At 37.8% G+C, this 23,845-nt stretch carries 17 protein-coding genes and 4 pseudogenes; 18 read left to right on the forward strand and 3 right to left on the reverse strand.

The annotated features are described in order from the left end of the window. Positions 1-15 precede the first annotated feature (15 nt). From IPL24_00095 to cas6, 11 genes and pseudogenes are all read left to right on the forward strand, one after another. Positions 16-756: a hypothetical protein gene (locus IPL24_00095; protein ID MBK8362122.1), complete on the forward strand. Its 741-nt coding sequence runs from the start codon at positions 16-18 to the stop codon at positions 754-756. Continuing rightward, a pseudogene (locus IPL24_00100) lies at positions 678-1,232 on the forward strand (glycosyltransferase). Before IPL24_00095 ends, IPL24_00100 begins: the two are co-directional and overlap by 79 nt. A gap of 9 nt (positions 1,233-1,241) precedes the next feature. Continuing rightward, positions 1,242-2,003 (forward strand): glycosyltransferase, encoded by a 762-nt coding sequence (locus IPL24_00105; GenBank protein ID MBK8362123.1) that lies wholly within the window; start codon positions 1,242-1,244, stop codon positions 2,001-2,003. Then, positions 2,000-3,034, forward strand: coding sequence for a glycosyltransferase (locus IPL24_00110; protein ID MBK8362124.1), 1,035 nt, complete (start codon positions 2,000-2,002; stop codon positions 3,032-3,034). Before IPL24_00105 ends, IPL24_00110 begins: the two co-directional genes overlap by 4 nt. Continuing rightward, entirely contained in the window at positions 3,031-4,104 is a 1,074-nt protein-coding gene (wecB, locus tag IPL24_00115; GenBank protein ID MBK8362125.1) for a UDP-N-acetylglucosamine 2-epimerase (non-hydrolyzing), read from the forward strand. Before IPL24_00110 ends, wecB begins: the two co-directional genes overlap by 4 nt. A gap of 1 nt (position 4,105) precedes the next feature. Next, positions 4,106-5,332 (forward strand): annotated as a pseudogene (locus tag IPL24_00120) (glycosyltransferase family 4 protein). 46 nt (positions 5,333-5,378) lie between these two features. Next, positions 5,379-6,605 (forward strand): O-antigen ligase family protein, encoded by a 1,227-nt coding sequence (locus IPL24_00125; protein ID MBK8362126.1) that lies wholly within the window; start codon positions 5,379-5,381, stop codon positions 6,603-6,605. A 115-nt stretch (positions 6,606-6,720) separates the two neighbouring features. Then, positions 6,721-7,943: pseudogene (locus IPL24_00130) on the forward strand (DegT/DnrJ/EryC1/StrS family aminotransferase). Beyond that, positions 7,940-9,253 (forward strand): alpha/beta hydrolase, encoded by a 1,314-nt coding sequence (locus tag IPL24_00135; GenBank protein MBK8362127.1) that lies wholly within the window; start codon positions 7,940-7,942, stop codon positions 9,251-9,253. The pseudogene IPL24_00130 and the gene IPL24_00135 overlap by 4 nt, the downstream one beginning before the upstream one ends. 10 nt (positions 9,254-9,263) lie before the next feature. Further along, positions 9,264-9,890, forward strand: a complete 627-nt coding sequence (locus IPL24_00140) for a sugar transferase (protein MBK8362128.1) — start codon at positions 9,264-9,266, stop codon at positions 9,888-9,890. A 105-nt stretch (positions 9,891-9,995) separates the two neighbouring features. Then, complete coding sequence (gene cas6, locus IPL24_00145) at positions 9,996-10,808, forward strand: CRISPR-associated endoribonuclease Cas6 (protein MBK8362129.1); 813 nt, start codon at positions 9,996-9,998, stop codon at positions 10,806-10,808. Between the two features lie 2 nt (positions 10,809-10,810). On the opposite strand, the gene IPL24_00150 is transcribed toward cas6, so the two are convergent. Beyond that, positions 10,811-11,296, reverse strand: coding sequence for a T9SS type A sorting domain-containing protein (locus IPL24_00150; GenBank protein MBK8362130.1), 486 nt, complete (start codon positions 11,294-11,296; stop codon positions 10,811-10,813). 116 nt (positions 11,297-11,412) lie between these two features. Here IPL24_00150 and IPL24_00155 point away from each other — a divergent pair, with 116 nt between their 5' ends. The 5 genes and pseudogenes from IPL24_00155 to IPL24_00175 all read left to right on the forward strand — a co-directional run bounded on the left by IPL24_00155 (position 11,413) and on the right by IPL24_00175 (position 18,440). Then, a complete protein-coding gene (locus IPL24_00155) occupies positions 11,413-11,991 on the forward strand; it encodes a DUF479 domain-containing protein (protein MBK8362131.1) in 579 nt (192 codons plus the stop codon). Further along, positions 11,991-12,254 (forward strand): DUF167 domain-containing protein, encoded by a 264-nt coding sequence (locus IPL24_00160; GenBank protein ID MBK8362132.1) that lies wholly within the window; start codon positions 11,991-11,993, stop codon positions 12,252-12,254. Before IPL24_00155 ends, IPL24_00160 begins: the two co-directional genes overlap by 1 nt. A 119-nt stretch (positions 12,255-12,373) precedes the next feature. Then, a complete protein-coding gene (locus tag IPL24_00165; protein ID MBK8362133.1) occupies positions 12,374-14,263 on the forward strand; it encodes a type IIA DNA topoisomerase subunit B in 1,890 nt (629 codons plus the stop codon). 29 nt (positions 14,264-14,292) lie between these two features. Next, on the forward strand, positions 14,293-16,578 hold the full coding sequence (locus IPL24_00170; GenBank protein MBK8362134.1) for a DNA gyrase/topoisomerase IV subunit A: 2,286 nt from the start codon (positions 14,293-14,295) through the stop codon (positions 16,576-16,578). A 603-nt stretch (positions 16,579-17,181) separates the two neighbouring features. Next, a pseudogene (locus IPL24_00175) lies at positions 17,182-18,440 on the forward strand (asparagine synthetase B). A gap of 319 nt (positions 18,441-18,759) precedes the next feature. Here IPL24_00175 and IPL24_00180 read toward each other — a convergent pair. Together IPL24_00180 and IPL24_00185 are read right to left on the reverse strand one after the other, a co-directional pair. Beyond that, positions 18,760-20,640, reverse strand: coding sequence for a hypothetical protein (locus IPL24_00180; protein ID MBK8362135.1), 1,881 nt, complete (start codon positions 20,638-20,640; stop codon positions 18,760-18,762). 64 nt (positions 20,641-20,704) lie between these two features. After that, positions 20,705-20,887 (reverse strand): PspC domain-containing protein, encoded by a 183-nt coding sequence (locus IPL24_00185; GenBank protein MBK8362136.1) that lies wholly within the window; start codon positions 20,885-20,887, stop codon positions 20,705-20,707. A gap of 226 nt (positions 20,888-21,113) precedes the next feature. Between IPL24_00185 and IPL24_00190 the strand changes: the two genes are divergently transcribed. Both IPL24_00190 and IPL24_00195 read left to right on the forward strand, forming a co-directional pair. Then, positions 21,114-23,393 carry a PD-(D/E)XK nuclease family protein gene (locus IPL24_00190; GenBank protein ID MBK8362137.1) on the forward strand — a complete coding sequence of 760 codons (2,280 nt, stop codon included), beginning with the start codon at positions 21,114-21,116 and terminating at the stop codon, positions 23,391-23,393. Continuing rightward, positions 23,363-23,803: a PD-(D/E)XK nuclease family protein gene (locus tag IPL24_00195; protein ID MBK8362138.1), complete on the forward strand. Its 441-nt coding sequence runs from the start codon at positions 23,363-23,365 to the stop codon at positions 23,801-23,803. Before IPL24_00190 ends, IPL24_00195 begins: the two co-directional genes overlap by 31 nt. Positions 23,804-23,845: the final 42 nt, after the last annotated feature.

Consider the following 23,845-nt stretch of genomic DNA (forward strand, 5'->3'; position numbering starts at 1 on the left):
TTAATCAATCTATCTATGAAGATCGCAGTTTGGATTTTATCTGATTATAAGCAGCAAATGGGAGGCGGTTTCGCTCTCTATGATAAGTTTATTCAGATGATTGATGCATTTCAGTTTTCAGAAGAACTGGAAGTTTGCTTTGTCGGTCATAATCCCGCTTCGAATTATAATTTTAAAAAGAAATATATTCAGCTAAATTATTTTCATAGTCTTACTGAAAACAGAACCGGAAAACCGTCTGCATTATCTGCATTCATTCATAATAAACTGGCACGTTACTCCCATAGAATTCCAGTTCTTAATAAACGAGAGCGGAAACAATTGGATGCAAATGATGTTGATCTGATCTTTTATCCTGTTCAGGGTTTCAGAAAAATCCCTGATTTCCCATTTGTAGTTTCTAACTGGGATATTGGACACAAAGCTTCCTATGCCTTACCGGAATTAGGGATGAATTATTCATTTGATTATCGTGATAAATGGTATTCAAAAGGAATTTTTAAAGCACTAATGGTTTTCGCTGAATCAGAATCCGGACGGGAAGAACTATTGTACTATACCCGGTTGAATCCACAACGTGTGCAGATCATTCCTTTATTTCCGGGTGGAGTAGTAAACATAAAAACAGATAAGTCGATTACTGCTTCAAAGATCGATAAACTTTCCTTGCAGTTCCTGCACAATTCTGGGCACATAAAAACCATTACAATTTATTACTTGCATTTAAAAAATTGCAATCAGATTTTCCTGACCTAAAACTTGTACTTACAGGATCTGATAAAGGAAATAAAGAATATATCAGAGATGTTGTCAGTAAGCTAAACCTGACTAACAATGTTTTATTTCCCGGGTTTGTAGACAATGAAACAATGGTTGGTTTTTATTCGCATGCTTCAGCGATGATCATGCCTTCTTTTTTAGGACCGACAAATATGCCGCAGCTTGAAGCACGCGAATTGAATTGCCCTGTGTTATGCTCCAATCTTCCCGGACATATTGAAATGATGGGAGCGGGAGCTTTGTATTTCAATCCTGCTGATCATATTGAAATGTATGAACAGATGAAAAAAATTCTCGACATTCAATTTAAAGAGGATCTGTTGAAGAAAGCAGCTGATAAATTATCGACTTCGTTCTTCACTCCTGAAAATGCATTGAAGCAGCTTGATCTGCACCTGAAAAATTTAATTCCTGTTCGTAAAAGCTGGGGAAAAAGCAGTAAAATCTTTTAAACGCCGGCTATGAAATTCTCTGTTATCATCCCATCTTATAATCAGGAAAGGTTTATCGGAAGTACACTTGAAAATGTTGTGAGGCTGAAAAGTGATGCTGCAGAAAAGGGAACTGAAATTGAGATAATACTTATAGATAGTGAATCAAATGCTGAAGTGCAAAAGATCATTTCTTTGTTCAGAAAAGATCTCGATCACATAGATATCAGTAAAGACAAAGGGCAATACGACGCAATTAATAAAGGATTGAAAATTTGCTCGGGCGATTACTGGACATGGTTGAATACAGATGATCATATCGATATCAATGGATTTTTCAAATTGGTGGAAATCCTGAAGAAGGATCCTGATATTGATTATATCTATGGCGGCATTCAATATATGGATACTGATAACAAGCTTATCAAGGATGTAAAAGCAAAAATATTTACTCTTGATTCGTTGGTCAATTTAGATCCCGGGATCTATCAGCCCGGTTCATTTTTTAAAACATCATTTACAAGAACTGTCGGAGAAATTTCTGCTTACAGATGCTGCTTTGATTATGAATATATTCTCAGATGCCTGAAGAAGGACGCAAAAATTTATGTATGCGACTTTCCTTTATCGAGATTCCGGTATTACAGCGATTCAAAGACAGGTTCGATGATTCCTGTATTTATCAGGGAACAATTGCTCATTAGCAAAGATTTTGGTCGTAAGCCTTACAGCAAACTTACCTGGTTCTCAAATTTACGTTTGCTGAAACATAGATTATTCCCACGCCAATGAAAAAAGTTCTTTTATTGGCGGATGAAGCATCTTCACATACACAGAAATGGGCTGATGCAGTTAAAGCAAACGGTTTTGATGTCCGGATCTTTTCGATTCGGAGTTCTGATAAAAGTGATCTGCAAAAAGCTTCTTACATTCAAAATCTTTCCCGGTTGAAAAAAACGATCAGTGATTACAAACCGGATCTTATGCATGCGCATTACGCAACAAGTTATGGCTTGCTTGCTGCACTATCCGGGTTCAAGCCTTATCTGATCTCTGTCTGGGGTTCTGATATTTTTGATTTTCCTAAAAGATCTTTCTTTCACAGACAAATTCTGAAATATAATTTAAGAAATTCGAAATGTGTAGTTTCATCAAGTAACGTGATGGCGCAAGAAGTCAGAAAGTATTTTTCCGGACCAATTGAAATTATACCTTTTGGAATTGATCTCGCAGTTTTCACAAGAGTTGCTACAAGAAAGAAAATGCTTACTATCGGTATCATTAAATCCATGGAGGACTACTACGGAATTGAAGAACTGATCAGAGCATTCAAAAGTGTAAGGGAGAATAATTCTGATACCGAATTAAAATTACTTTTGATCGGTGGCGGAACAAAAATTGAAAAATATAAGCAAATCGTTTCCGGTCTGGGATTAAATGAGTTCGTGGAATTCCGGGGTAAGATCTCTCAGGATCTTGTTCCTGCTGCGCATAATGAAATTGATATTTTTGTGAATCCTTCTGTTCATGAAAGTTTTGGTGTAAGCGTGCTTGAAGCATCAGCTTGTGAAAATCCGGTTGTGGCTACTAATGTCGGTGGATTAAAAGAAGTTGTCGTAAATAATTCCACCGGATTGATAGTGGAGCAGGGAAATCAGAATGAATTGATAAAAGCAATCTCTTATTTTGTTGAGAACAGAGAACAAATTGATATTTTTGGAAAACGAGGACGTGCATTTGTTTCCGGAAATTATGACCAGAGCAATGTCCGCCATAAGATCAAAGATCTTTATACTTCGTTTTTAAAATCAGGAAAGCAATGAAAATACTAACAGTAGTAGGAGCGAGACCTCAATTTGTTAAAGCTGCTGCAGTCAGCAGAGAACTTCGGTTGCATCCATCGATTCAGGAGATCATACTTCATACGGGTCAGCATTACGATGATAAAATGTCGGAAGTTTTTTTCCGCGAAATGGATATTCCTGAACCTTTTTTGAATCTGGAAATTCATGCATCTACTCATGGTGATATGACCGGACAAATGCTCATTGGAATAGAAAAGGCCTTGGTCAAAGAAAAGCCTGATGCGGTTTTAGTTTATGGTGATACAAATTCAACTTTAGCAGGAGCACTTGCTGCTTCAAAATTACAGATCAAACTTATTCATGTTGAAGCCGGATTACGAAGTTTTAATATGGCTATGCCTGAAGAAGTAAACAGAATTTTAACAGACCGGATCTCTGATTTACTTTGCTGTCCTACCGATCAATCACTATTGAATCTGAAAGCTGAAGGGTTTGATACTTTTGGAAGTGCTGTTGTAAAGACCGGAGATGTAATGCAGGATGCAGCAATGTTTTATTCTGAACGTTCAGCAGCTCACTCAACTATAGTCAAAAGTTTATCCTTTGAAAAGTATATACTTTGCACATTACATCGTCAGGAAAATACTGATGACCCCATAAGGTTAAAAAATATTATAGAAGCGATCAATGAAATTCACAAACAGATTCCCGTTGTGTTGCCAATTCATCCAAGAACAAAAAAGAAATTAGAAGCGACAGGGCTTGTTTTGGAATGTAAAACAATTGAACCTGTTGGATATTTTGATATGATCGAACTGATCAAACACTCATCTTTAGTAATGACTGATAGTGGCGGTTTGCAAAAAGAAGCATATTTCTTTTCAAAACTTTGTGTTACTCTGCGTGAGGAAACAGAATGGATTGAATTGATTGAAAATAAATTTAACGTTCTTGCCGGAGCTGATAAACAGAAAATTGTTTCTATGGTAAACGATTCACTCAATCGCAAATTCGCGGCAGGTTCAGATTTGTATGGTGGTGGAAAAGCATCGTCAAATATTGTAGAAGCTATTAAGAAATATATCTGAAATGCGCCTGCTAATTCTCACACAATATTTTCCGCCTGAAGTGGGTGCCCCGCAGAATCGGTTATTCGAATTAGCGGTTCGACTTCAGAAGATGGGGGTTGACGTGACGATTTTAACCGCAATGCCGAACTATCCGAAGATGATCATTCACAGTGATTATGTAGGGAAAAAATACTGTTATGAAGAGATCGATCAGCTAAAAGTTCATCGGTCTTCTATATTTGTTTCGACTGATCGTTCAATCATCAAACGTCTGCTCAATTATTTTTCTTTTGTATATAGCTCTTATCGCATCGGAAAGAAAAAGACAGGGAAGTTTGATTATATATTTTGCGAAAGTCCACCGCTCTTTCTGGGTATATCTGCATACCTGCTTGCGAAAAGCAAAAATGCGAAACTGATCTTTAATGTATCAGATCTTTGGCCGGAAAGTGCAGAGAAACTTGGACTGGTTACCAATAAACTACTACTAAAAATTTCTACCTGGCTGGAAGAATTTCTTTACAGGAAATCAGCTTTAATTACCGGTCAGACGAAAGGAATTGTGGCAAATATAAAATCAAGGTTCCCACAAAAAATTGTTTACTGGCTGCCCAATGGTGTCGACCTGAGTTATTATGATCCTACACTTTATACAGCAGATTGGAAAAAAACTGCAGGATTCAAAGATTAAGATAAGATCTTTTTCTATGGTGGTATAATTGGTTACGCGCAGGGGCTGGATATAATTTTGAATGCAGCTCTTCAGCTTAAAGATAGAAATGAAATCAAATTCTTATTGCTGGGAGATGGACCGGAAAAGGAACGATTAGTTGAAAAACCAAGGTCGCTGGGATTAGAGAATATTTATTTCCGGGCTCCCGTTACTAAAAAGGAAATGCCGCATATTGTTGCAGCAATAACAGCATCAATTATTCCACTAAAGAAACTGGACTTATTCAAAGGAGCAATTCCTTCAAAAATATTTGAATCTCTGGCCATGAAAAAGCCGATATTGCTCGGTGTGGATGGTGAAGCGAAAGAACTGTTTATCGATGAAGGTAAGTGTGGCATGTTCTTTACTCCTGAGTCAGAGGAGGAGTTAGTAAGAAGTATTTTATATGTATGCGAACATCCTGAGGATGTTAAAGTCTGGGCCGAGAATGCCAGAAATTATGTTGACAAGAAGTTTAACCGTAACTCAATTGCTGAGAATTTTTTCCGTCTTTTAACGGAGAATAAAAATTGAATTTTTATTACTTAAGTAAATCAGGTCCAGATACTGAAACAGAAAAATGATCCAAAAATTAAAAAATACTTTTTTGAATTTTGGATATATTCTGCCTCTATCGCTTTCTTTTCTCTTGCCATTTGGGATCAATTATACCTTGATAATTATTATCTGGGCAATGTTTTTTTTGTTTTTTAATGATACCGGTAAAGCTTTAAAGAATATCTTTTATACAAAGTGGAGTTATGTCCTTATTGGATATTTTTTGATCCATGCCATCGGATATTTTTTTTCCGAAAATAAGGGAGTTGCATTATTTGCAATAGAAAAAAAACTTGGCTTCCTGATCTTTCCATTATTCATATTCTCCTCCGCTTATACAACAAAACAAGTCAACAAGATCATAGATGCATTCATTGCAGCGTGTATACTTTCATCCCTTTTTTGTATTGCAAGAACTATCTATAGATATTTTGCCGATGGGGTAAATGATTTCTACTATAAAGAATTCTCGTACTTTTTACATCCCAGTTACTTTGCAATGTACCTGATTTTTGCGATCATACTTTTGATCTTAGTCGTTAAAAGGAGATCTACAGAGGTGAAGAGGAGTTATATTTATTCCATTTTCCTGCTGTTCATCGTAGCGATCTATTTCTGTAGTTCAAAAATGGGATTGTTATCTGCATTACTGGTATTACCGTTGACTTTTATTATTTCGGAGAAAGTGAATGCGAAAATTCTATCCGGAACTCTTTTGATTCTGGTGGCTGGTCTTTTTGTAACGAACAAATTTTTCCCGGAGCCATTTGACAGAATGAAAATGGCAGCAAATGTTATGTTTTCAAAAAAGGCAATTGATAAAAGTGATGTGGAAAGTACAGCTGTTCGAATTTTGATCTGGGAAGAATCTGTGAAAATTATAAAGGAAAATTTCCTTTTCGGAACAACGCCAGGTGATTTGACCGATAAGCTGAATGAAGCATACCAAAAAAATGGATTGACTGGTGCTTATGCCAATAGCTTGAATGCTCATAATCAGTTTTTGCAAACATTTATCGGAACAGGAATTATCGGATTTATTTTATTACTCCTGATGACAGTCTATGCATTGGTTTATGCAATTATCCGAAAGTATTATTTGCTGGCGCTCTTCAGCCTTTTGGTCATTTGTAATTTTATGGTTGAATCAATGTTACAGGTTCATGCCGGGTTTATCTTTTTTGTGTTTTTCTTTTGTCTGCTTATTCGTTACGATCTTACAGATAAAGCTGAAAGGCGCGCAATTTGACCCTAAAATATGTATGAAATTACACAGAATAGCGAAAAATTGCCGTTATTTTTTTTTATCTTCGTCCCTCTAAACTTGATACTGTGATTTCGGTTTAAAACAAATGAAAGCTTGAATAAATGATTCCTTTTCACCACCCAGGATCGATCAGAAAATTATTGATGAAGTTGTTGATACCTAAAATCAGGGTGGATTACGACCGGACCTAAAACAAAAAAATTTGAAAAACTTCTCGCAGAATATTGCGGGAATAAAAGAACTATTTGCCTGAATTCTGCTACTGCCGGATTAGAGATCATGTTGATCTGGTTTGGAGTCAAAGAAGGCGATGAAGTTATTCTCCCATCATACACTTATTCAGCAACAGCAAATGTAATTATGCATTGCGGCGCTAAGCCTGTTTTTGTTGACGTAAAATCTGATTTCAATATCGATCCTGAAAAAGTAAAGGCTGCTATCACTTCAAGAACAAAAGTAATCATGCCTGTTGATTTTGGTGGCTGGCCTTGCGATTATAATGCATTGAATGAATTAGTGAATGATCCGGAAATAAAAAATCTTTTTTCACCTGCATCAGATGAGCAAAAAAAACTGGGAAGAATTTTCGTTCTCGCAGATGCTGCTCACTCTCTGGGCGCTAAACAGAACGGGAACAAGTCAGGTACTCTAACCGATTGTTCTGTGTTTTCATTCCATGCTGTGAAAAATCTTACAACGGCTGAAGGTGGAGCAGTGGCATTAAATTTTGCTCATCTCGACAATGATAAATTGTATGATGAACTTTGTGTAAAGACTTTGCATGGACAAAACAAAGATGCACTTGCAAAAATGCAAAAAGGAAACTGGCGATATGATATTGTAGAAGCCGGTTACAAAATGAATATGACCGATATTCTTGCAGCTATCGGACTTGTTGAACTTGAGAGATACGAAAGCGAAACTCTTGTAAAAAGAAAGGCGATCTGTCAGGCCTACAATAAAGCATTCGGAAGTAAATCCTGGGCTATTTTACCTGATATGGAAAATTCAACTCAGGAATCGTCATATCATTTGTATCCCTTGAGAATTTCCGGTATCGATGAAGCGAAACGAGATAAGATCATGCAGCAGATCTTCGACAAAGATATCAGCGTCAATGTGCATTTTATCCCTGTTCCAATGATGTCTTTCTATAAATCACGTGGCTATTCAATTGAAGATTACCCTGTCTGTTACCGGAATTATTCCTGTGAAATCTCATTACCTGTCTTTTTTGACCTCACTTTTAGCCAAATTGAACAAATATCCCAATCTGTTATACAATCCGTAGAAGAAGAATTATATATTCGCACCCTATGAAAAAACTCCTTTATCTGCTAGTTCTGTTATCTGCTTCTGTCCTGGGTCAGGAAAATGATTTTCGTGGCCGCTCAGAGATCGTATTACAGCAGTTTGTCAAAAATGAATTCCTGAACATATATAAGCAAATTGATACAGCATCAATTTCAAAGATTGATACCGCTTCAATTGCCAAAAGCTGGAAAAACCTGATTCAACAGAATGGTAAATATGTGAAAAACCTGAAAGTTGAAAAAAGTCAGCAAGGAAATTTTGAAGTATATGCCTACACCTTGCAATTTGAAAAAAATGAAATTACGTTTCGTCTGATCTGGGGCACAAATAAAAAGATCAAAGGTTATTATTTTACACCGGTAGATAAACGACCGAAATATCAGGTTCCATCATATCACAATGCTGCTGCTGCGAAAGAGAAAAAAGTTCTGTTGACAACCGGAGAATTCAGAATCCCCGGAAGTCTGGTGATTCCTAATACTCCCGGAAAACACCCGGTGGTAATTTTAGTTCATGGTTCAGGTGCAAATGATCGCGATGAAACATTTGGCCCATTAAAGCCTTTCAGAGATCTGACATCCGGATTAACTGCTCAGGGTATTGCCGTTCTGCGATTTGAAAAAAGAACAAGAATTTTCAAATCAAAGATGTCACACTATTCTCCAAATTATACTGTGAAACAAGAAGTACTTGAAGATGTTCAGCGGGCGATTGAAGTTGCTAAAGCAGATACTTCTATCGATACGACACAGATCTATATTTGTGGACATAGTTTTGGTGGAATGATGCTCCCACGAATTGCAAAAGAGAATCCTTCAATCAAAGGGTTGATCTACCTTACTCCGAATGCACGGAGACTTGAGGACCTTTTCGTAGCTCAGGCTGAATACATAGCAAATGAGATCACTGATCCTGCAAGAAAAAAAGCTGTTGTTGATTCTATCAAAGTTTTACGTGATAAAGTAAAATCATTATCATCGAATGCAGCAGTTGATAGTTCTCGTATCTTTGATTCACCGGTATCTTTGTGGTATGAGTTAAGAAACTATGATCCGATTGAAACTGCAAAAACATTGGATATGCCAATGCTTTTCATTTTCGGCGGACGTGATTATCAGGTAACTTCAATTGATTCCGATAAATGGTTTTCTTCATTTAAATCAAATGAAAAAGCAGCCTTTAAGATGTATCCAAATTTGAATCACTTTCTAATCGCCGGAGAGGGAAAAAGTCTTCCTGCAGAATATGAAAAACCCGGAAATGTGGATGAAGGTCTGATAAATGATATCAGCACTTGGATTAAAGGGGTTAAATAAAGAACGATTAATGATATGGTTAAGGGGTAATATGAATAAGTTTCTCATCAGGTTTTTTGACATTGTATTTTCATTGGCAGGATTGATCGTTTTTTCTCCGATCCTTGCATTGATTGCATTAACGATCGTTTTGGATTCATCCGGACCGGTTATTTTCAGACAGTGGCGCGTGGGGAAAAATAACTCAGATTTCAGACTCTTTAAATTCAGAACAATGAATATCAATTCCGATAAAATGGGATTGATCACTGTAGGTTCAAGAGACCCACGTATCACTCGCGTTGGTATTTTTCTAAGAAGATTCAAACTGGATGAACTTCCGCAACTTTTAAATGTTCTATTTGGACAAATGAGCCTTGTTGGACCCAGACCGGAGGTTCGTCGTTATGCAGACCTTTATACACCTGCACATCAAACGCTTGTATTATCAGTAAGACCCGGTATTACTGATTTTGCATCTATCGAATACTCAAATGAGAATGAATTACTGAGTAAAGTCACTGATCCGGAACATTTTTATATTAATGAAGTATTACCTGCCAAAATTAAGCTCAATCTTATCTTCATCGAAAATCCTACTTTTGGTAATTATATGCGCATTATCTTTCGCACCGTTGGAAAAATCCTTACACACTAGTTAAATAATCAAAAATCTAATCAACATCATTCTCCAGGTCGTTTCAAACTATTAATTTTGGTAGTCTTAAAAGGGGTGGAAAAAATTTTATTTAATAATTGAACTATGAGAGTTAAAATTTCGTTTTTAAAAGTGCACGGCAGTAGTGGCACCGTGCCACTTCATCACCAGAAAATTATTTCTGCGTTTCTGGAAGAAGTCATTAGAGAAATGCCAATCAAGTCTGAATTCTACAATTTCTCTTCGCTTAAAGGAACTTCAAAAGTTCAAGCCGGACAAATCAGATTTCTTTCTTCAAAAGTTTCTTTGGTCCTGTCTGCGCCGGAACCTGAGTTTCTTCAAATGTTAGTGAATGAGATCTTCGAACGCCGCCTGGTCAGCTTCGCAAAATTGACTTTGGTTCCAAAGTCATACGATGTTATGCCTGATCCGGAATTCAAGACTGTGATGAAATACGTATGTATTTCTCCAATGATCGCTCAACCACCGTTTGAATCAGATGAAGCCGGAAATATTCCGGAAGCTATGGATCCAAGGAATCAGGAGTTCTCTGACTTGTTCTATGATGCTATTATCGACCGTATGGAAAAAGCCGGCTTTAGTGAAAAGCAATTAAGCGAATTCGCTGAATTCGAAATTATGCCGGATGCTACCTATGTTCAAAAGATAGCAGACACGCACAAAAAGTTTGCAAGGATCTACAAGAACAACAGCAACGAAACTATCTTCGGATACCTGTTGCCATTTAGCTTGCATGCTCATCCACAGGTTCAGAAATTTATCTGGGAATGCGGACTTGGATTGAACACCATCCAAGGCTATGGTATGATTGATGTCGTTAGTTCTATGGCGCCTGCAGCTATTGCTGACCCTGAAGAAGCTTCATCAGTTTCCGATAGTGCAACAGCTGAAGAGTAGACTTAATCAAGTCCCTGCTTAGCAAACTTCTTGTATTTTACTATACCGTCAGATTCAACTATTACGATGTAGATTCCCCTCAGTAAATTCTGTAGGGGAAGCTCTCTTTGTAATATAAAATCACTTGATGAAATATTGAAATAATCTGTGTAGTGTAGCCCACCCATGAAATCGTAAACATAAAGGGTTACACTGCCGGGTAGTTTCTTGTATATGTAAAATTGCACAGGATTGTAGGTAACTGCTGTGGGAAAAAAGTCGAAGTCGAATGATTCGCAAGGTCCATAGGTCCAGCTATTGTAAGTTAGTCCACCAATGTTGTACGCTGCACAATCACTTCTGTAGGTAACTACATCGCAGCCGCAAACAGGATTGTATTCTGCTGAACACTGATTGTAATATGGATCAGGCGTTCTCGTTGAATCTAAACATTGTGAAGAAGCCGTAAATGTAAATGCCAGAAGGCCGATTATCAGAAGAATTCGCATATCTCAAAGGTAATTCAAATTAGAGCACTTTTCAAGTGGCAAGTGGTTAAATAAAAGCCGATCTTGACAACCTGATCCGGTGGATAGTAACACCGTTTTACTTTATTTGCACCAAATTGAATTTCCTCGCCCATATTTTTCTTTCCGGAAACGATGATCAGCTGATGATCGGAAACTTCATCGCTGATTATATCAAGGGAAATAAGAAGGATCTTTTCCCTGATCAGATCCGGAAAGGTATTGAACTTCACAGGGCCATTGATGACTATACCGACCATCATCCTGTAACGGAAGATAGTAAAGCTCGTCTGAGACCAAAATACAGAAAGTATTCCGGAGTCATTGTAGACCTTTATTATGACCATTTTCTGGCTCGTAATTTTGATATGTATAGCGAAATTCCTCTACCGGAATTCACTCAAAGAACATATGCTATACTGCTTGAAAATCAAGATGTACTGCCTGATGGTGTAAAGCAATTTCTACCTTATATGATTGAAAGAAACTGGCTGCAGAACTATGCTACAATTGAAGGGATCGGGAGGACTTTAACAGGTCTTTCAAAAAGGGTTTCCTTTGAAAATAAGATGGATGAATCGGTTCATGATCTTCAGGCGGACTATGCAATTTATAAAAATGAATTTCATCGCTTTTTCCCACAGTTGATTACCTTTGCCGCCGGTAAAAAAATCTAATGCTACTATACCTGAAGGTTAAGCCGAATCAGCGGTCCGATAAAATCGAACAAACCCCTGAAGGCTGGCAGGTTCGCCTGAAAGCCCCTGCAATCGACGGAAAAGCAAACGAACACCTCATAAATTACCTTTCAGACGTGTTAGACCTACCGAAATCTGCGATTCTTCTCAAGAAAGGCCAGACGAATAAATTTAAGTGTCTTGAAATTGATCTTTCAGAAGAATTGGTGATCAAACTGCTTGAAGCAGAATCGAAAAAGTAATCTGCACATGAAAATGTGAATAACTCGATCTCCTGAAATCCTTTCCTGACAAGGCTTCTGTTAATTTTAGCATCTTGCTAAAAGATGGTTTGTTGTACAAAAATTGAATATTTATACTAATGGCTGAAAAAATAAAACCCGCACACGAATATAACGAAGACAGTATCCGGTCCCTCGACTGGAAAGAACATATTCGTACCCGTCCGGGAATGTACATCGGTAAACTCGGTGATGGTTCTTCGAAAGACGATGGTATCTATGTTTTGCTGAAGGAAGTAATCGATAATTCAATCGATGAACACGTAATGGGCTACGGGAAAACTATAGAAGTGAAAATCGAAAACGGAGTTGTCTCTGTCCGCGATTTCGGACGTGGAATTCCGCTTGGAAAAGTTGTTGAATGTGTTTCAAAAATAAATACCGGTGGTAAATATGATAGCAAAGCTTTTCAAAAATCAGTTGGTCTGAATGGAGTAGGTACAAAAGCCGTGAATGCACTTTCCGGTGAATTTATAGTTCAGTCATTCCGTGAAGGCCGCACAAAATATGCATCATTCAGCAAAGGAAATCTTGTAAAAGACGAACGCGAAAAAAGTACTACAGAAAAGAACGGAACGATCATGTCATTCGTTCCCGATGGTACTATTTTCAGAAACTGGAAATACAATCCGGAATATGTTTCTGCAATGTTGTGGAACTATGTTTATCTGAACAAAGGTTTAACAATAGAATATAACGGTGAGAAATTTTTCTCTGAAAATGGTCTTAAAGATCTGCTTGAGAATAACCTTACCGACGAATTGCTTTATCCTATCGTTCATATTCATGGCGACGATATTGAAGTGGCATTTACACATACTACTTCTTATGGTGAAGATTATTTTTCATTCGTAAACGGACAACATACAACACAAGGCGGTACACATCAGGCTGCTTTCCGTGAAGCAATTGTCAAAACTATCCGTGAATTTTTTAAGAAAGATTTTGATCCCAGTGACGTCCGTACTTCTATAACTGCAGCTATCAGCGTGAGAGTACAGGAGCCGGTTTTCGAATCACAGACAAAAACTAAACTTGGTTCATTGACCCGTGAGCCGAATGGCCTTGCTATCCGGACCTGGATCAATGATTTTATCAAGACAGCTCTTGATAATTATCTTCACAAACATCCTGAAGTTGCAAAAGCACTGGAATTAAAAATTCAGCAAAGCGAACGTGAACGGAAAGAGATCGCAGGGATCAAAAAACTTGCAAATGAAAGAGCAAAAAAGGCAAACCTGCATAATAGAAAACTTCGCGATTGTCGTGTCCATTTGAATACACGACATATCGACCGTGATGAATCTACTATCTTTATTACAGAGGGAGATTCTGCCAGCGGGTCGATCACAAAAGCACGTGATATAAATTTGCAGGCAGTTTTCAGTCTGAAAGGAAAACCACTGAATTGTTTCAGCATGACTAAAAAAGTTGTGTATGAAAACGAAGAATTCAATCTGCTGCAAAATGCATTGAACATAGAAGACGGTCTGGATGAATTACGTTACGGAAAGATCGTGATCGCTACCGATGCCGATGTCGATGGAATGCACATTCGTTTATTGCTAATGACTTTCTTCCTTCAGTTCTTTCCTGAACTGATCAGAAGTGGTCACGTTTATATTTTGCAGACACCTTTATTCCGTGTTCGGAACAAAAAAGAAACGATCTATTGTTACAGTGATCCGGAAAGAGTGCGGGCCATTGAAAAACTGGGACCAAAACCGGAGATCACCCGTTTCAAAGGATTGGGAGAGATCTCTCCTGATGAATTCTCACACTTCATAGGCAAAAATATCCGCCTTGAACCTGTTATGCTTTCACAGGAAGAAACAATTCATCACCTACTCGAATATTACATGGGAAAAAATTCTCCTGAACGCCAGGAATTTATTATCCGGAATCTTCGTGTAGAAAAAGATGAAGTCAAAGCTCCTAAGCAAGTAGAAGAGCCTGCAGAAATTGATTAATTATTTTAGAATAAGTTATAAGACTGATCATGTCTAAAAAGAAAAAAGAAAAATCCGATGAAGCTGCACCATTAGGCGAAGTTCGCGAACTGACCCGATCGGTACATGTCAACGGTATGTATGAGAACTGGTTTTTGGATTACGCATCGTATGTAATTCTTGAACGCGCAGTTCCACATATAAATGATGGATTAAAGCCTGTTCAACGCCGTATTCTTCACTCGATGTGGGAAATGGAAGACGGTCGTTACAACAAAGTGGCCAATGTCATCGGACATTCCATGAAGTATCATCCGCATGGGGATGCTTCTATTGGTGATGCCATGGTGCAGTTAGGTCAGAAAGATATTCTGATCGACATGCAGGGAAACTGGGGAAATATTTTCACCGGCGATAGCGCTGCAGCTGCCCGATATATTGAAGCACGTTTATCAAAATTTGCTCTTGAAGTAGTCTTCAATCCGAAAACAACAAACTGGCAACTTAGTTACGATGGAAGAAACCGCGAACCGGTAACTCTTCCCGTGAAGTTTCCATTGTTGCTCGCTCAGGGAGTTGAAGGTATTGCTGTCGGACTTGCATGTAAAATTCTGCCGCATAATTTCAATGAACTGATTGAGGCTTCTATCGACATTCTTCGAAATAAGAAAGTCAATATCATGCCTGATTTTCCAACAGGTGGTATTGCTGATTTCAGTAAATATAATGAAGGATTAAGAGGCGGCCGGATTCGTGTTCGTGCCAAAATTGAAAAACGTGATAAGAAGACTCTTGTTATCACTGAAATTCCATTTGGTACTACTACAACTTCACTTATCGAGACGATCCTGAATGCCAATGACAAAGGAAAGATCAAGGTTAAAAAAGTTGAAGACAATACAGCTGCTGTAGTTGAGATCATGATTCACCTTCATAGTGATTCATACGAAGACATCGACAAAACTGTAGATGCTCTATATGCTTTCACCGATTGTGAAGTTTCTATATCTCCTAACTCCTGTGTGATCGTGGAAGACAAACCACGGTTCATGAGTGTTAATGATATTCTGAAATACAATACTGAACAAACTCAGGCTCTCCTCAAAAGAGAACTTGAGATCCGGATGTCTGAACTTGAAGAAGACTGGCATTTCAGTTCATTGATCAAGATCTTCATTGAGAAACGCATCTATCGTAATATTGAAGAATGTAAAACATGGGAATCTGTAATCGAGACAATCGATGATGGACTTAAACCGTATAAAAAGAAATTTAAACGCGAGATTACCCGTGATGATATTATTTCACTCACAGAAGTAAAGATCAAACGTATCTCAAGATTTGATGTGAAAGAGCAGGATGAAAAGATCCGTGGTCTGGAAGATCAGATGAAAGAAGTTGCAGCACATCTTGCCAACATTCGTAATTATACAATTGCATGGTATAAAGATCTGCTCAAGAAATATGGCAAAGGCAGAGAACGCAAAACTGAGATCGGTTCATTCGAACAGGTTGTTGCTTCTGAGGTAATGATCAACAGTCAGAAACTTTATGTCAACCGTGAAGATGGTTTCGCAGGGTTCAGCCTGAAGAAAGATGAATTCGTAAGCGATTGTTCTACGCTCGACGAGATCATAGTCTTCCGTGGCGATGGTACAATGATCGTTTCAAAAGTTGATGACAAAAAATATGTCGGTAAAGATGTGCGGTACATTGCCATCTATCGCAAAACCGAAGTTGAACCGGTTTACAACATCATCTATCAAGATGGAAAAGGTGGAAACATCATGGCCAAGAGATTCACTGTCGGCGGTTATACACGCGATAAGGAATATGTCCTGACAAAAGGTGCTGAAGGTTCCAAACTTTTATGGTTCTCTATTTCCGGAATTGACGATGCTGAAACAGTTCGGGTCATGCTTCGTCCGAAACCGAAATTAAGGATCACACAAGTTGATGTGAACTTCAACGAACATGAAGTAAAGGGCAGGGGTACCAATGGAAATATCGTTTCCCGCCATTCTGCGAGTAAGGTCATTAAGTTGAGTGATGCCAAACCTTCACAAAAGCCTGTTCAGGCAACTTTGGAAGCAGTAACAAAGCAGGTTCCGGTAAAACCTAAAGCAGCACCGGCGCCGGCTCCTAAAGCAACTAAAAAGCCAGAAGGGAAATCGACACCAAAAAAAGCAAGTCCACTCCACGAAGAAAAAGCGGTAACAGTAGAGTGGGACTTCAACGGAAAAAAAGATAGTATCTCTTCCGACCGCGACCGTATTCTGTCTGAGCTCGAACAAAAAGCAAAGGATAAAAAGACACAGACGAAAATGGATTTTTAAATTAATGATGATTAATGAATAATAGGCGGCCTGCAATTTTGGAATTGCAGGCCGCTTTTGTCTATATAAAAACCTGCGCAAATCTGCGATCCCGAAAGCTATCGACTAGGCATCAACGTAAAAACAAACGAAAAATTTGATCCGTAGACTTGAGATAATTTATTAAAAAATATTTTTTCAACTTAGTCTAAATTGCCGTCAGCTAAAGCTTAATGTCATTTGGTGAAGACGAAGGAAATATTTGCAGTTAATTTATAGGTTGTCAGGCCCGGGGGGGCCCCCCCTGTGACTTTGGCCCCCCACGACACCCCCCCCCCCCCCCCGGGGGGGGCGAACTCTCAAACCCCCGGACACCCAACACAAAAACAACAACTGGGGAAAAACCGGAAGGCAAAGCCAAACCAAATAAAATTGGAAAATGAAAACAGATGGGGCCCCGGACCCGGCCTTGGGGGGGGGGCCCCGCCCCCGGGGGCCGCCCCTCCCGGTGGCGGGGACCCCCGAGGGGGCAACGGGGGCTTCTAAATTTGTTAAATGTTTTGGCTTAGAAACCGTTAATCCATCTCATCAATTTATCATCTCTATTTCCCTATCTTTACAATTATGAAACGAATCCTCATTTCCGTATTCTTCATTGTGGCTTTCTTAAATGCTAAGGCATCATTTCTTTTGATACCGATGGATGATACACAGAAGAATCATTTGAAAGCTTACGGCATAGCTTATTTCGCTTTGCAAAACAATCTGGATGTAAAATGGCTCCTTAACTATAAAGGCGGAAGTTTTCTATTCGGAAATACAACTACTCTTGAAAAGGAATGCGCGATAAGAGGTGTAACCAGTCAGATAATTGCCGACGCACAGGCAAATGCTATTATTACCGAGATCACCAATCCTGAAGTAAATATGGATGTGATTAAACTGGAAGTTGCCCCGAAGATCGCTGTTTATTCTCTAAAAATAAATTGCCATGGGATGATGCAGTTACAATGGTTTTAAAATATGCGGAAATTCCTTATGATGTTGTTTATGATGAAGAAGTAATTCAGGGAAAACTTCCTCTGTATGACTGGCTGCATTTACACCACGAAGATTTTACCGGACAGTATGGACGATTCTATTCAGCTTTCAGAAATGCTGCATGGTATCAGGAAGATGTCCGCTTACAGGAAGCATCAGCGGCCAAGCTTGGTTTCGCAAAAGTATCTCAGCTAAAACTTGCAGTCGCACAAAAGATCCGGGATTTCACTTCCGGCGGAGGTTATCTTTTTGCCATGTGTTCAGCAACCGATAGCTATGATATTGCTTTGGCAGCAGAAGGTGTGGATATCTGCAGAGAAATGTTTGATGGCGATGGTTCGGATCCAAACATGAATACGAAACTAGATTTCAATAAATGTTTTGCATTCCATGATTTCAAATTGATTACCGAACCGACTGTATATGAATTCAGTCAGATCGATAATACTGAAGCCAGACCGGCTTTACCACAGACGGAAGATTTCTTCACGCTTTTCGAATTCTCTGCTAAATGGGATCCTGTTCCAACAATGCTTTGTCAGAATCACGAGCAAGTTATCAAAGGTTTTATGGGTCAGACGACTGCTTTCAAAAAGAAGTTTATTAAATCCGAAGTCCTCATTTTAGGTGAAACAAAAGTTGAGAATGAAGCCCGGTACATTCATGGCGAATACGGAAAAGGTACCTGGACATTTTACGGCGGACATGATCCTGAAGATTATCAGCATCAGGTAAACGATCCGCAAACTGATCTGGCATTACATCCAAATTCTCCGGGCTATCGACTTATTCTGAATAATATTTTGTTTCCGGCGGCTAAGAAGAAAAAGCAAAAAACATGATTGCTACTAATATGAGTTTTGTCTAAGAAGTTTTTTTTAAATTAAGAGATTAAAAATAGTTGCATATGAAAAGTTTTATAATTTCTACATTTTCTTTTTCCTATTTGCAGGTAATTGTTATTCGCAAAGTGGAGACGAGATGAAAAAGGAATTTCAGATTAAATATAATCAAGTGAATGACTCGATTAAAGATCAAAAGTTTATTCTTCGGGAAATGTCAATGAGGAGCGCTTATTATATGGCTGTTATAGATTCAATTGAATTTGGCAATCGTCTGGATTCAATTAAAAAATTAGAGAAAAAGTAATAGCTCTAAAATCTACTGATCAAAAAACCTCCACGTCACACCAAATCGAAAGACCATACCTGGTTGTGCATAGTGTGGAACAAGGAAATACGCCTTTTTCCCAATATTATCACCGACATTTTCCATTTTTAAAAAGATCTGTGCTGATTTTATTTTTGCTCGAACGAAAACATCAGCTCTCAGGTAACCACCGGTTTTTATTTCATTTTGATAATAGAATAGGGCAGTAGCAGGCATAAAATCATCAGAATAATAAGATGAACTGTAAGCAAAATTAAATCCTGTACTCATCATTAGTTTGTTTCCAAATAAACCTTTTTCATAGTACAATGCATGCTGACTGAAGAGCGGAGACAGATGGATTTTATCTTCATTGTCATTTTTCTGAATTGAAATAGAATTCAGAAAATAAATTGTTCTGAACTTAAATGTTTTTTCAATTTTCAATTGATCAACTGTTAGTTTGTTTCCTAATTGATCCGGAGTCGATTCACTATTAATGAAAGGTGAATTCTCAATTTGTGTACGGCTTGCTGTTATCGCAAACCTGTATTTAATTAAATTGTAATTAAATTGTATAGAATTGGATTTGATCTTTGAAAATTCCTTTTCCCAGATAAAATTATTGCTAAGATATTCTAACAAATAAAAATCAGGAGAATATTGCCCGATGGAGATCTTTCCGCCAAACGATCCGAAGAAATATTGTTTTGTATGAACTTCTACATCAGTCTGGAAATTCCCATTATCGTGACCACTTAAAACATATTTACTGGAAACGGTTGCATTGAAATCTGATGAGTCATATTTGGAAATGATTTTTCCAGAAGCTGCAATGTTGTCCCAAGAGTATTTATTTTTTTGTTCGTACTTGGTGGTCTGATGTTCGATAGCTGCCGATAATGACCAGTTCCTGAAAAATGCAGAACTCCTTTGTTGATCCGCCGGAAGGATAACTGCGAATTCGTTTTTCAGATTATCGCTGTGTAATGAATCATATGTAATTTGAGAATCGAAAAAGTTTGAATAGAAAGAACTGTCAGGTGTGGCGTCTGAATATGCAAAAGTGTTTCTTTCGAAAGTAATATTATGATTGATTCGAAGCGATGGAATAGAAACAGTTTTTCCGACTGAATCAGTTTGGCTCCCACCAAAATCATAATACTGACTCAGATTAAATCTCTTTGTACGATAGGTTTGCTTTGCATCGGAAATTTTCCATCCTAATCCGCGGAGGCCGACATTATCAACATTGCCTAACACAAATGCTGAATCGGATGACAATCCGCCGTTCATTTGATTTTCTATTGAATTCCAGTAAGCATGGGCAAATAAATTATACTTGCTGTTATTAGACTTTAGTGAAGTGAACAATAAGAAATCACCTTTATATGTGTCGCTGAAAAACATGTAGTCTTTCACACTGAACAGTCCAAATGAGAACCCTACATTCCAGATCTTCATTACATTCTGGGTATGTACTATATCAATTACTTGTTCTTTGAATGTTCCACTGTGATATTCAATTGCAGTAAATTTTTTATTGACAGAATAATATCGGACACTATCTGCCTTTAATTGATAGATGTCGTAACTCCTGATTGTTGTTCTGGTTTGGAGTTCACTCATATTCACAAACCAGGGTGACTGAGCTGCACTTCCCGGAACTCCCAGATATTTATAATTATTATCTGATGCAACATTAACTCTGTCAAGTGAATAAAGTGAGGTATCAGGTTTACGGAAGTTGGGATTGCCATCCCTGAAATCCAATTCATGAATGTACCTGATTGAGGTTGGAACAGTTACGATTGCGCTGTCAGGCTTAGAGCCAAAACTGGAAAAATGTACAAATAATAAAACGCAGAATACCAGTGCCGTTTTCAAACGCATTTAGACCTTAATTTACGGTGCCGAAGGTAGCTAAAATGTTTAATAGAACAGGAATTCTGGCAGGTTATATGGTTTCATCAGGCATAACTATGGCCATAATAATATACAGTAAAACACCGGTTCCAAACAATAGAACAGAAGCTACAAACAGAATCCGGATAAATGTTGGATCCTGATCAAAGTAGTCACCCAGACCCCCGCATACACCGAGGAATTTCTTATTTTTTCTTACCAGTCTTTTCTTCATTTTACTATATTTTGAAGTAAATTTATGACTTTATTTGTAATCGGAAAATTAATTTATCAAATGCCATTTGAATTGAGGGGTGACCGGATCTTATGAAAACTTTTTTACAAGAACTTGCTGTTGAGATAAAAAATAAGTTCAATGAAAATACAGGGCAAGTCTGTGTGGTATTTCCTACCAGAAGGGCAGGATTGTTTTTCAAAAGGAACTTGCCAAGCTCTATGATGTGCCATTTTGGTCTCCACAGATCTTTTCAATTCAGGACTATTTGCTGAAACTGGCTGATGCTAATATTCCGGATCAAATAACTTTATTGTTCGAATTATACGAAGTATATCACCATTATTTTCCGAATGAAGAATTTGACGCTTTCTATCCCTGGGGTGAATTACTCATCAAGGACTTCGATGACCTTGATAAATATCTTGCTCCCACATCCAAGGTATTTGCAACTGTAAATGATCTCCATCAGATCGATGCAGATTTCGGTTTACCGGAAGAAGATATGGAGCGATTAAAACTATTCTGGAGAAATTTCTTTGAACATGATCTTTCACGATTGAAATCAGAATTTGTAAACACGTGGAAAAATCTGAATGATATCTATACTGAGTTTCGTACAAAGCTTAAGACAAAAGGCTGGGCATATGAAGGAATGGCATACAGGAATCTTGCTGAGAATTTAACGATGAATTCTTTCGATTCAATGAATGAGTATTCGCATACTGTATTTGCAGGTTTCTATGCAATGTCGCCTGCGGAAGAAAAGATCATGTCATTTCTGATCAATGAAGGAAAAGCAAGTTCGTATTGGGATACTGATTCGTATTACACAAATGATCATGGTCAGGAAGCCGGAAAGTTTATCCGTGAGAACCGATTGATCAAAGATGATTACAAATGGAAGTCTGATCATTTCAAAGATATTCCAAAAAAAATTCAGTTTGCCGGAATTCCTTTAATGGTTGGACAAACCCGATACGCCGGACAGATCTTACAGGAGATGATCGATAAAGGTGAGTTTGTTCCGGAAAAGACTGCAGTAGTTTTGCCTGATGAAAAATTACTTTTTCCCGTTCTGTATTCTATTCCTGAAGCTGTAGAGGATATTAACGTAACAATGGGTTATCCACTTCGGCAAACTCCTTTGTTTAATTTGTTCGAGACGTTAACAGCACTTCAGAAAAATGCACGTTTGGAAAATGATGGAAATTATTCGTTCTATTTCCGTGATGTTAAAAAATTGCTTGATCATACTTACATTCGGCTGGCAGGAGGAAAAGTAATAGGAGTCTGGCTTGAGAAAATAAAGGAAAATTATATCCGCATCTCTTCAAAAAAAATAATTGAAGATTCGGGATCAGAATTTTTTAAATTACTTTTTACAATTCCGGCAACGATAGATGAAGTATTTGCATGGTCTCAGTCAATTCTGCGGACTATTCTGGAAGCAATGAGCCACCAGGACTTTAAATTTCACAGACTCGAATCAGAATTCATTTATACATTTTTCACACAGTTGAAAAGACTGGAGGATATTTTACTCAAACAAAAAGCAAAGCCGACTATTTCTACCTTCTGGAAGATCTTTAAGGAAGTTACTCAATCAGTAAGAATACCATTTTCAGGTGAACCTTTGAAAGGACTTCAGGTAATGGGTTTTCTTGAAACTCGTGTACTTGATTTTGAGAATGTGATCCTGCTTTCAGTAAATGAAGATGTATTACCTGCTGCCGGGAATTCGCCTTCTTTTATTCCTTTCAATATCAGAAAAGCATTTGGTTTGCCGACCTATGAAGAGCAACATGCAGTTTCTGCATTTCACTTTTACAGATTACTCCAGAGAGCGAAAAATATTTTTCTTTTATATAACACCGAACCCAAAGCATTAACAGCAGGCGAACGATCAAGGTTTTTATTGCAGATCGAACATGAATTAAAAACAAGATTTCCTGAATCTATTTCTATCACTAAAAAAGTAATCACAACACCGATTCTGAAAGAAAAGATTTCCGAAATCACAATCGAAAAATCGGATGTTGTCCTTAAAGAACTTTATAGATATTCTTCTGACCTCTCATCAGAGCCAAAAGCTAAACTTAGTGCATCCGGACTTCAGTCTTATATAGCATGTCCGCTTCGTTTTTATTTCCGTTACATCGCAGGCCTTTCGGAAATTGAAGAGCTGGAAGAAAATATGGAGGCGGCGACTTTTGGTAAAGTTTTGCATAAAGCAATGCAGTTGATCTATACAGAACTTCATGGTATTGATGAAAAAAAATTACAGCACTTAAAATCGTCAATAAATACTTTTGTCGATCAGGCAATTCACGAAGAGTTTCTTGCTATTGATCAGTTGGAAGGTAAAAACATTCTTCTCAGAAACGTTATCCGGGAATTGATTTCACAGATACTTGATACCGACAAAGAATATTTGCCTTTTAAAATTCTCCAATTGGAAAAGATGTTACAAACTTGTTTGAGTTTCAGCCCGGGAAAGTTGTAAAGTTGTTTGGTATTATTGACAGGGTAGACGAGAAGGACGGTGGCTTAAGGATCGTTGATTATAAAACAGGGAAAGTTGAAAAGCGAAAACCTGCAGCGATAGAAGATTATTTCAGTGATGTAGATTACAAAGAACAATTTCAGGCAATGTATTATGCATATCTTACAAATATTTCAATTCCGGGAAGACAGATAACTGTTGGTTTGATGGCACTAAAGACAATGAAAGAAGGAATCTGGATGCTCAATAATAATGAACCATTTTCTTCAGATCAGTTTTTGCAATTTGAAACAAGTTTGAAAAAGTTGATTACGGAGATCTTTGATCCTGCCATTCCATTTACTCAGACTCAGGATGAGAGCAGATGTTTGTATTGTGCTTATAAGGAAATGTGTCACAGAGGTGAATAAAAAAAGGGCGATATTTTTTAAGTATCGCCCTTTCTATTTATT

This window comes from Bacteroidota bacterium (assembly GCA_016711505.1).
Lineage (GTDB): Bacteria > Bacteroidota > Bacteroidia > AKYH767-A > 2013-40CM-41-45 > JADKIH01.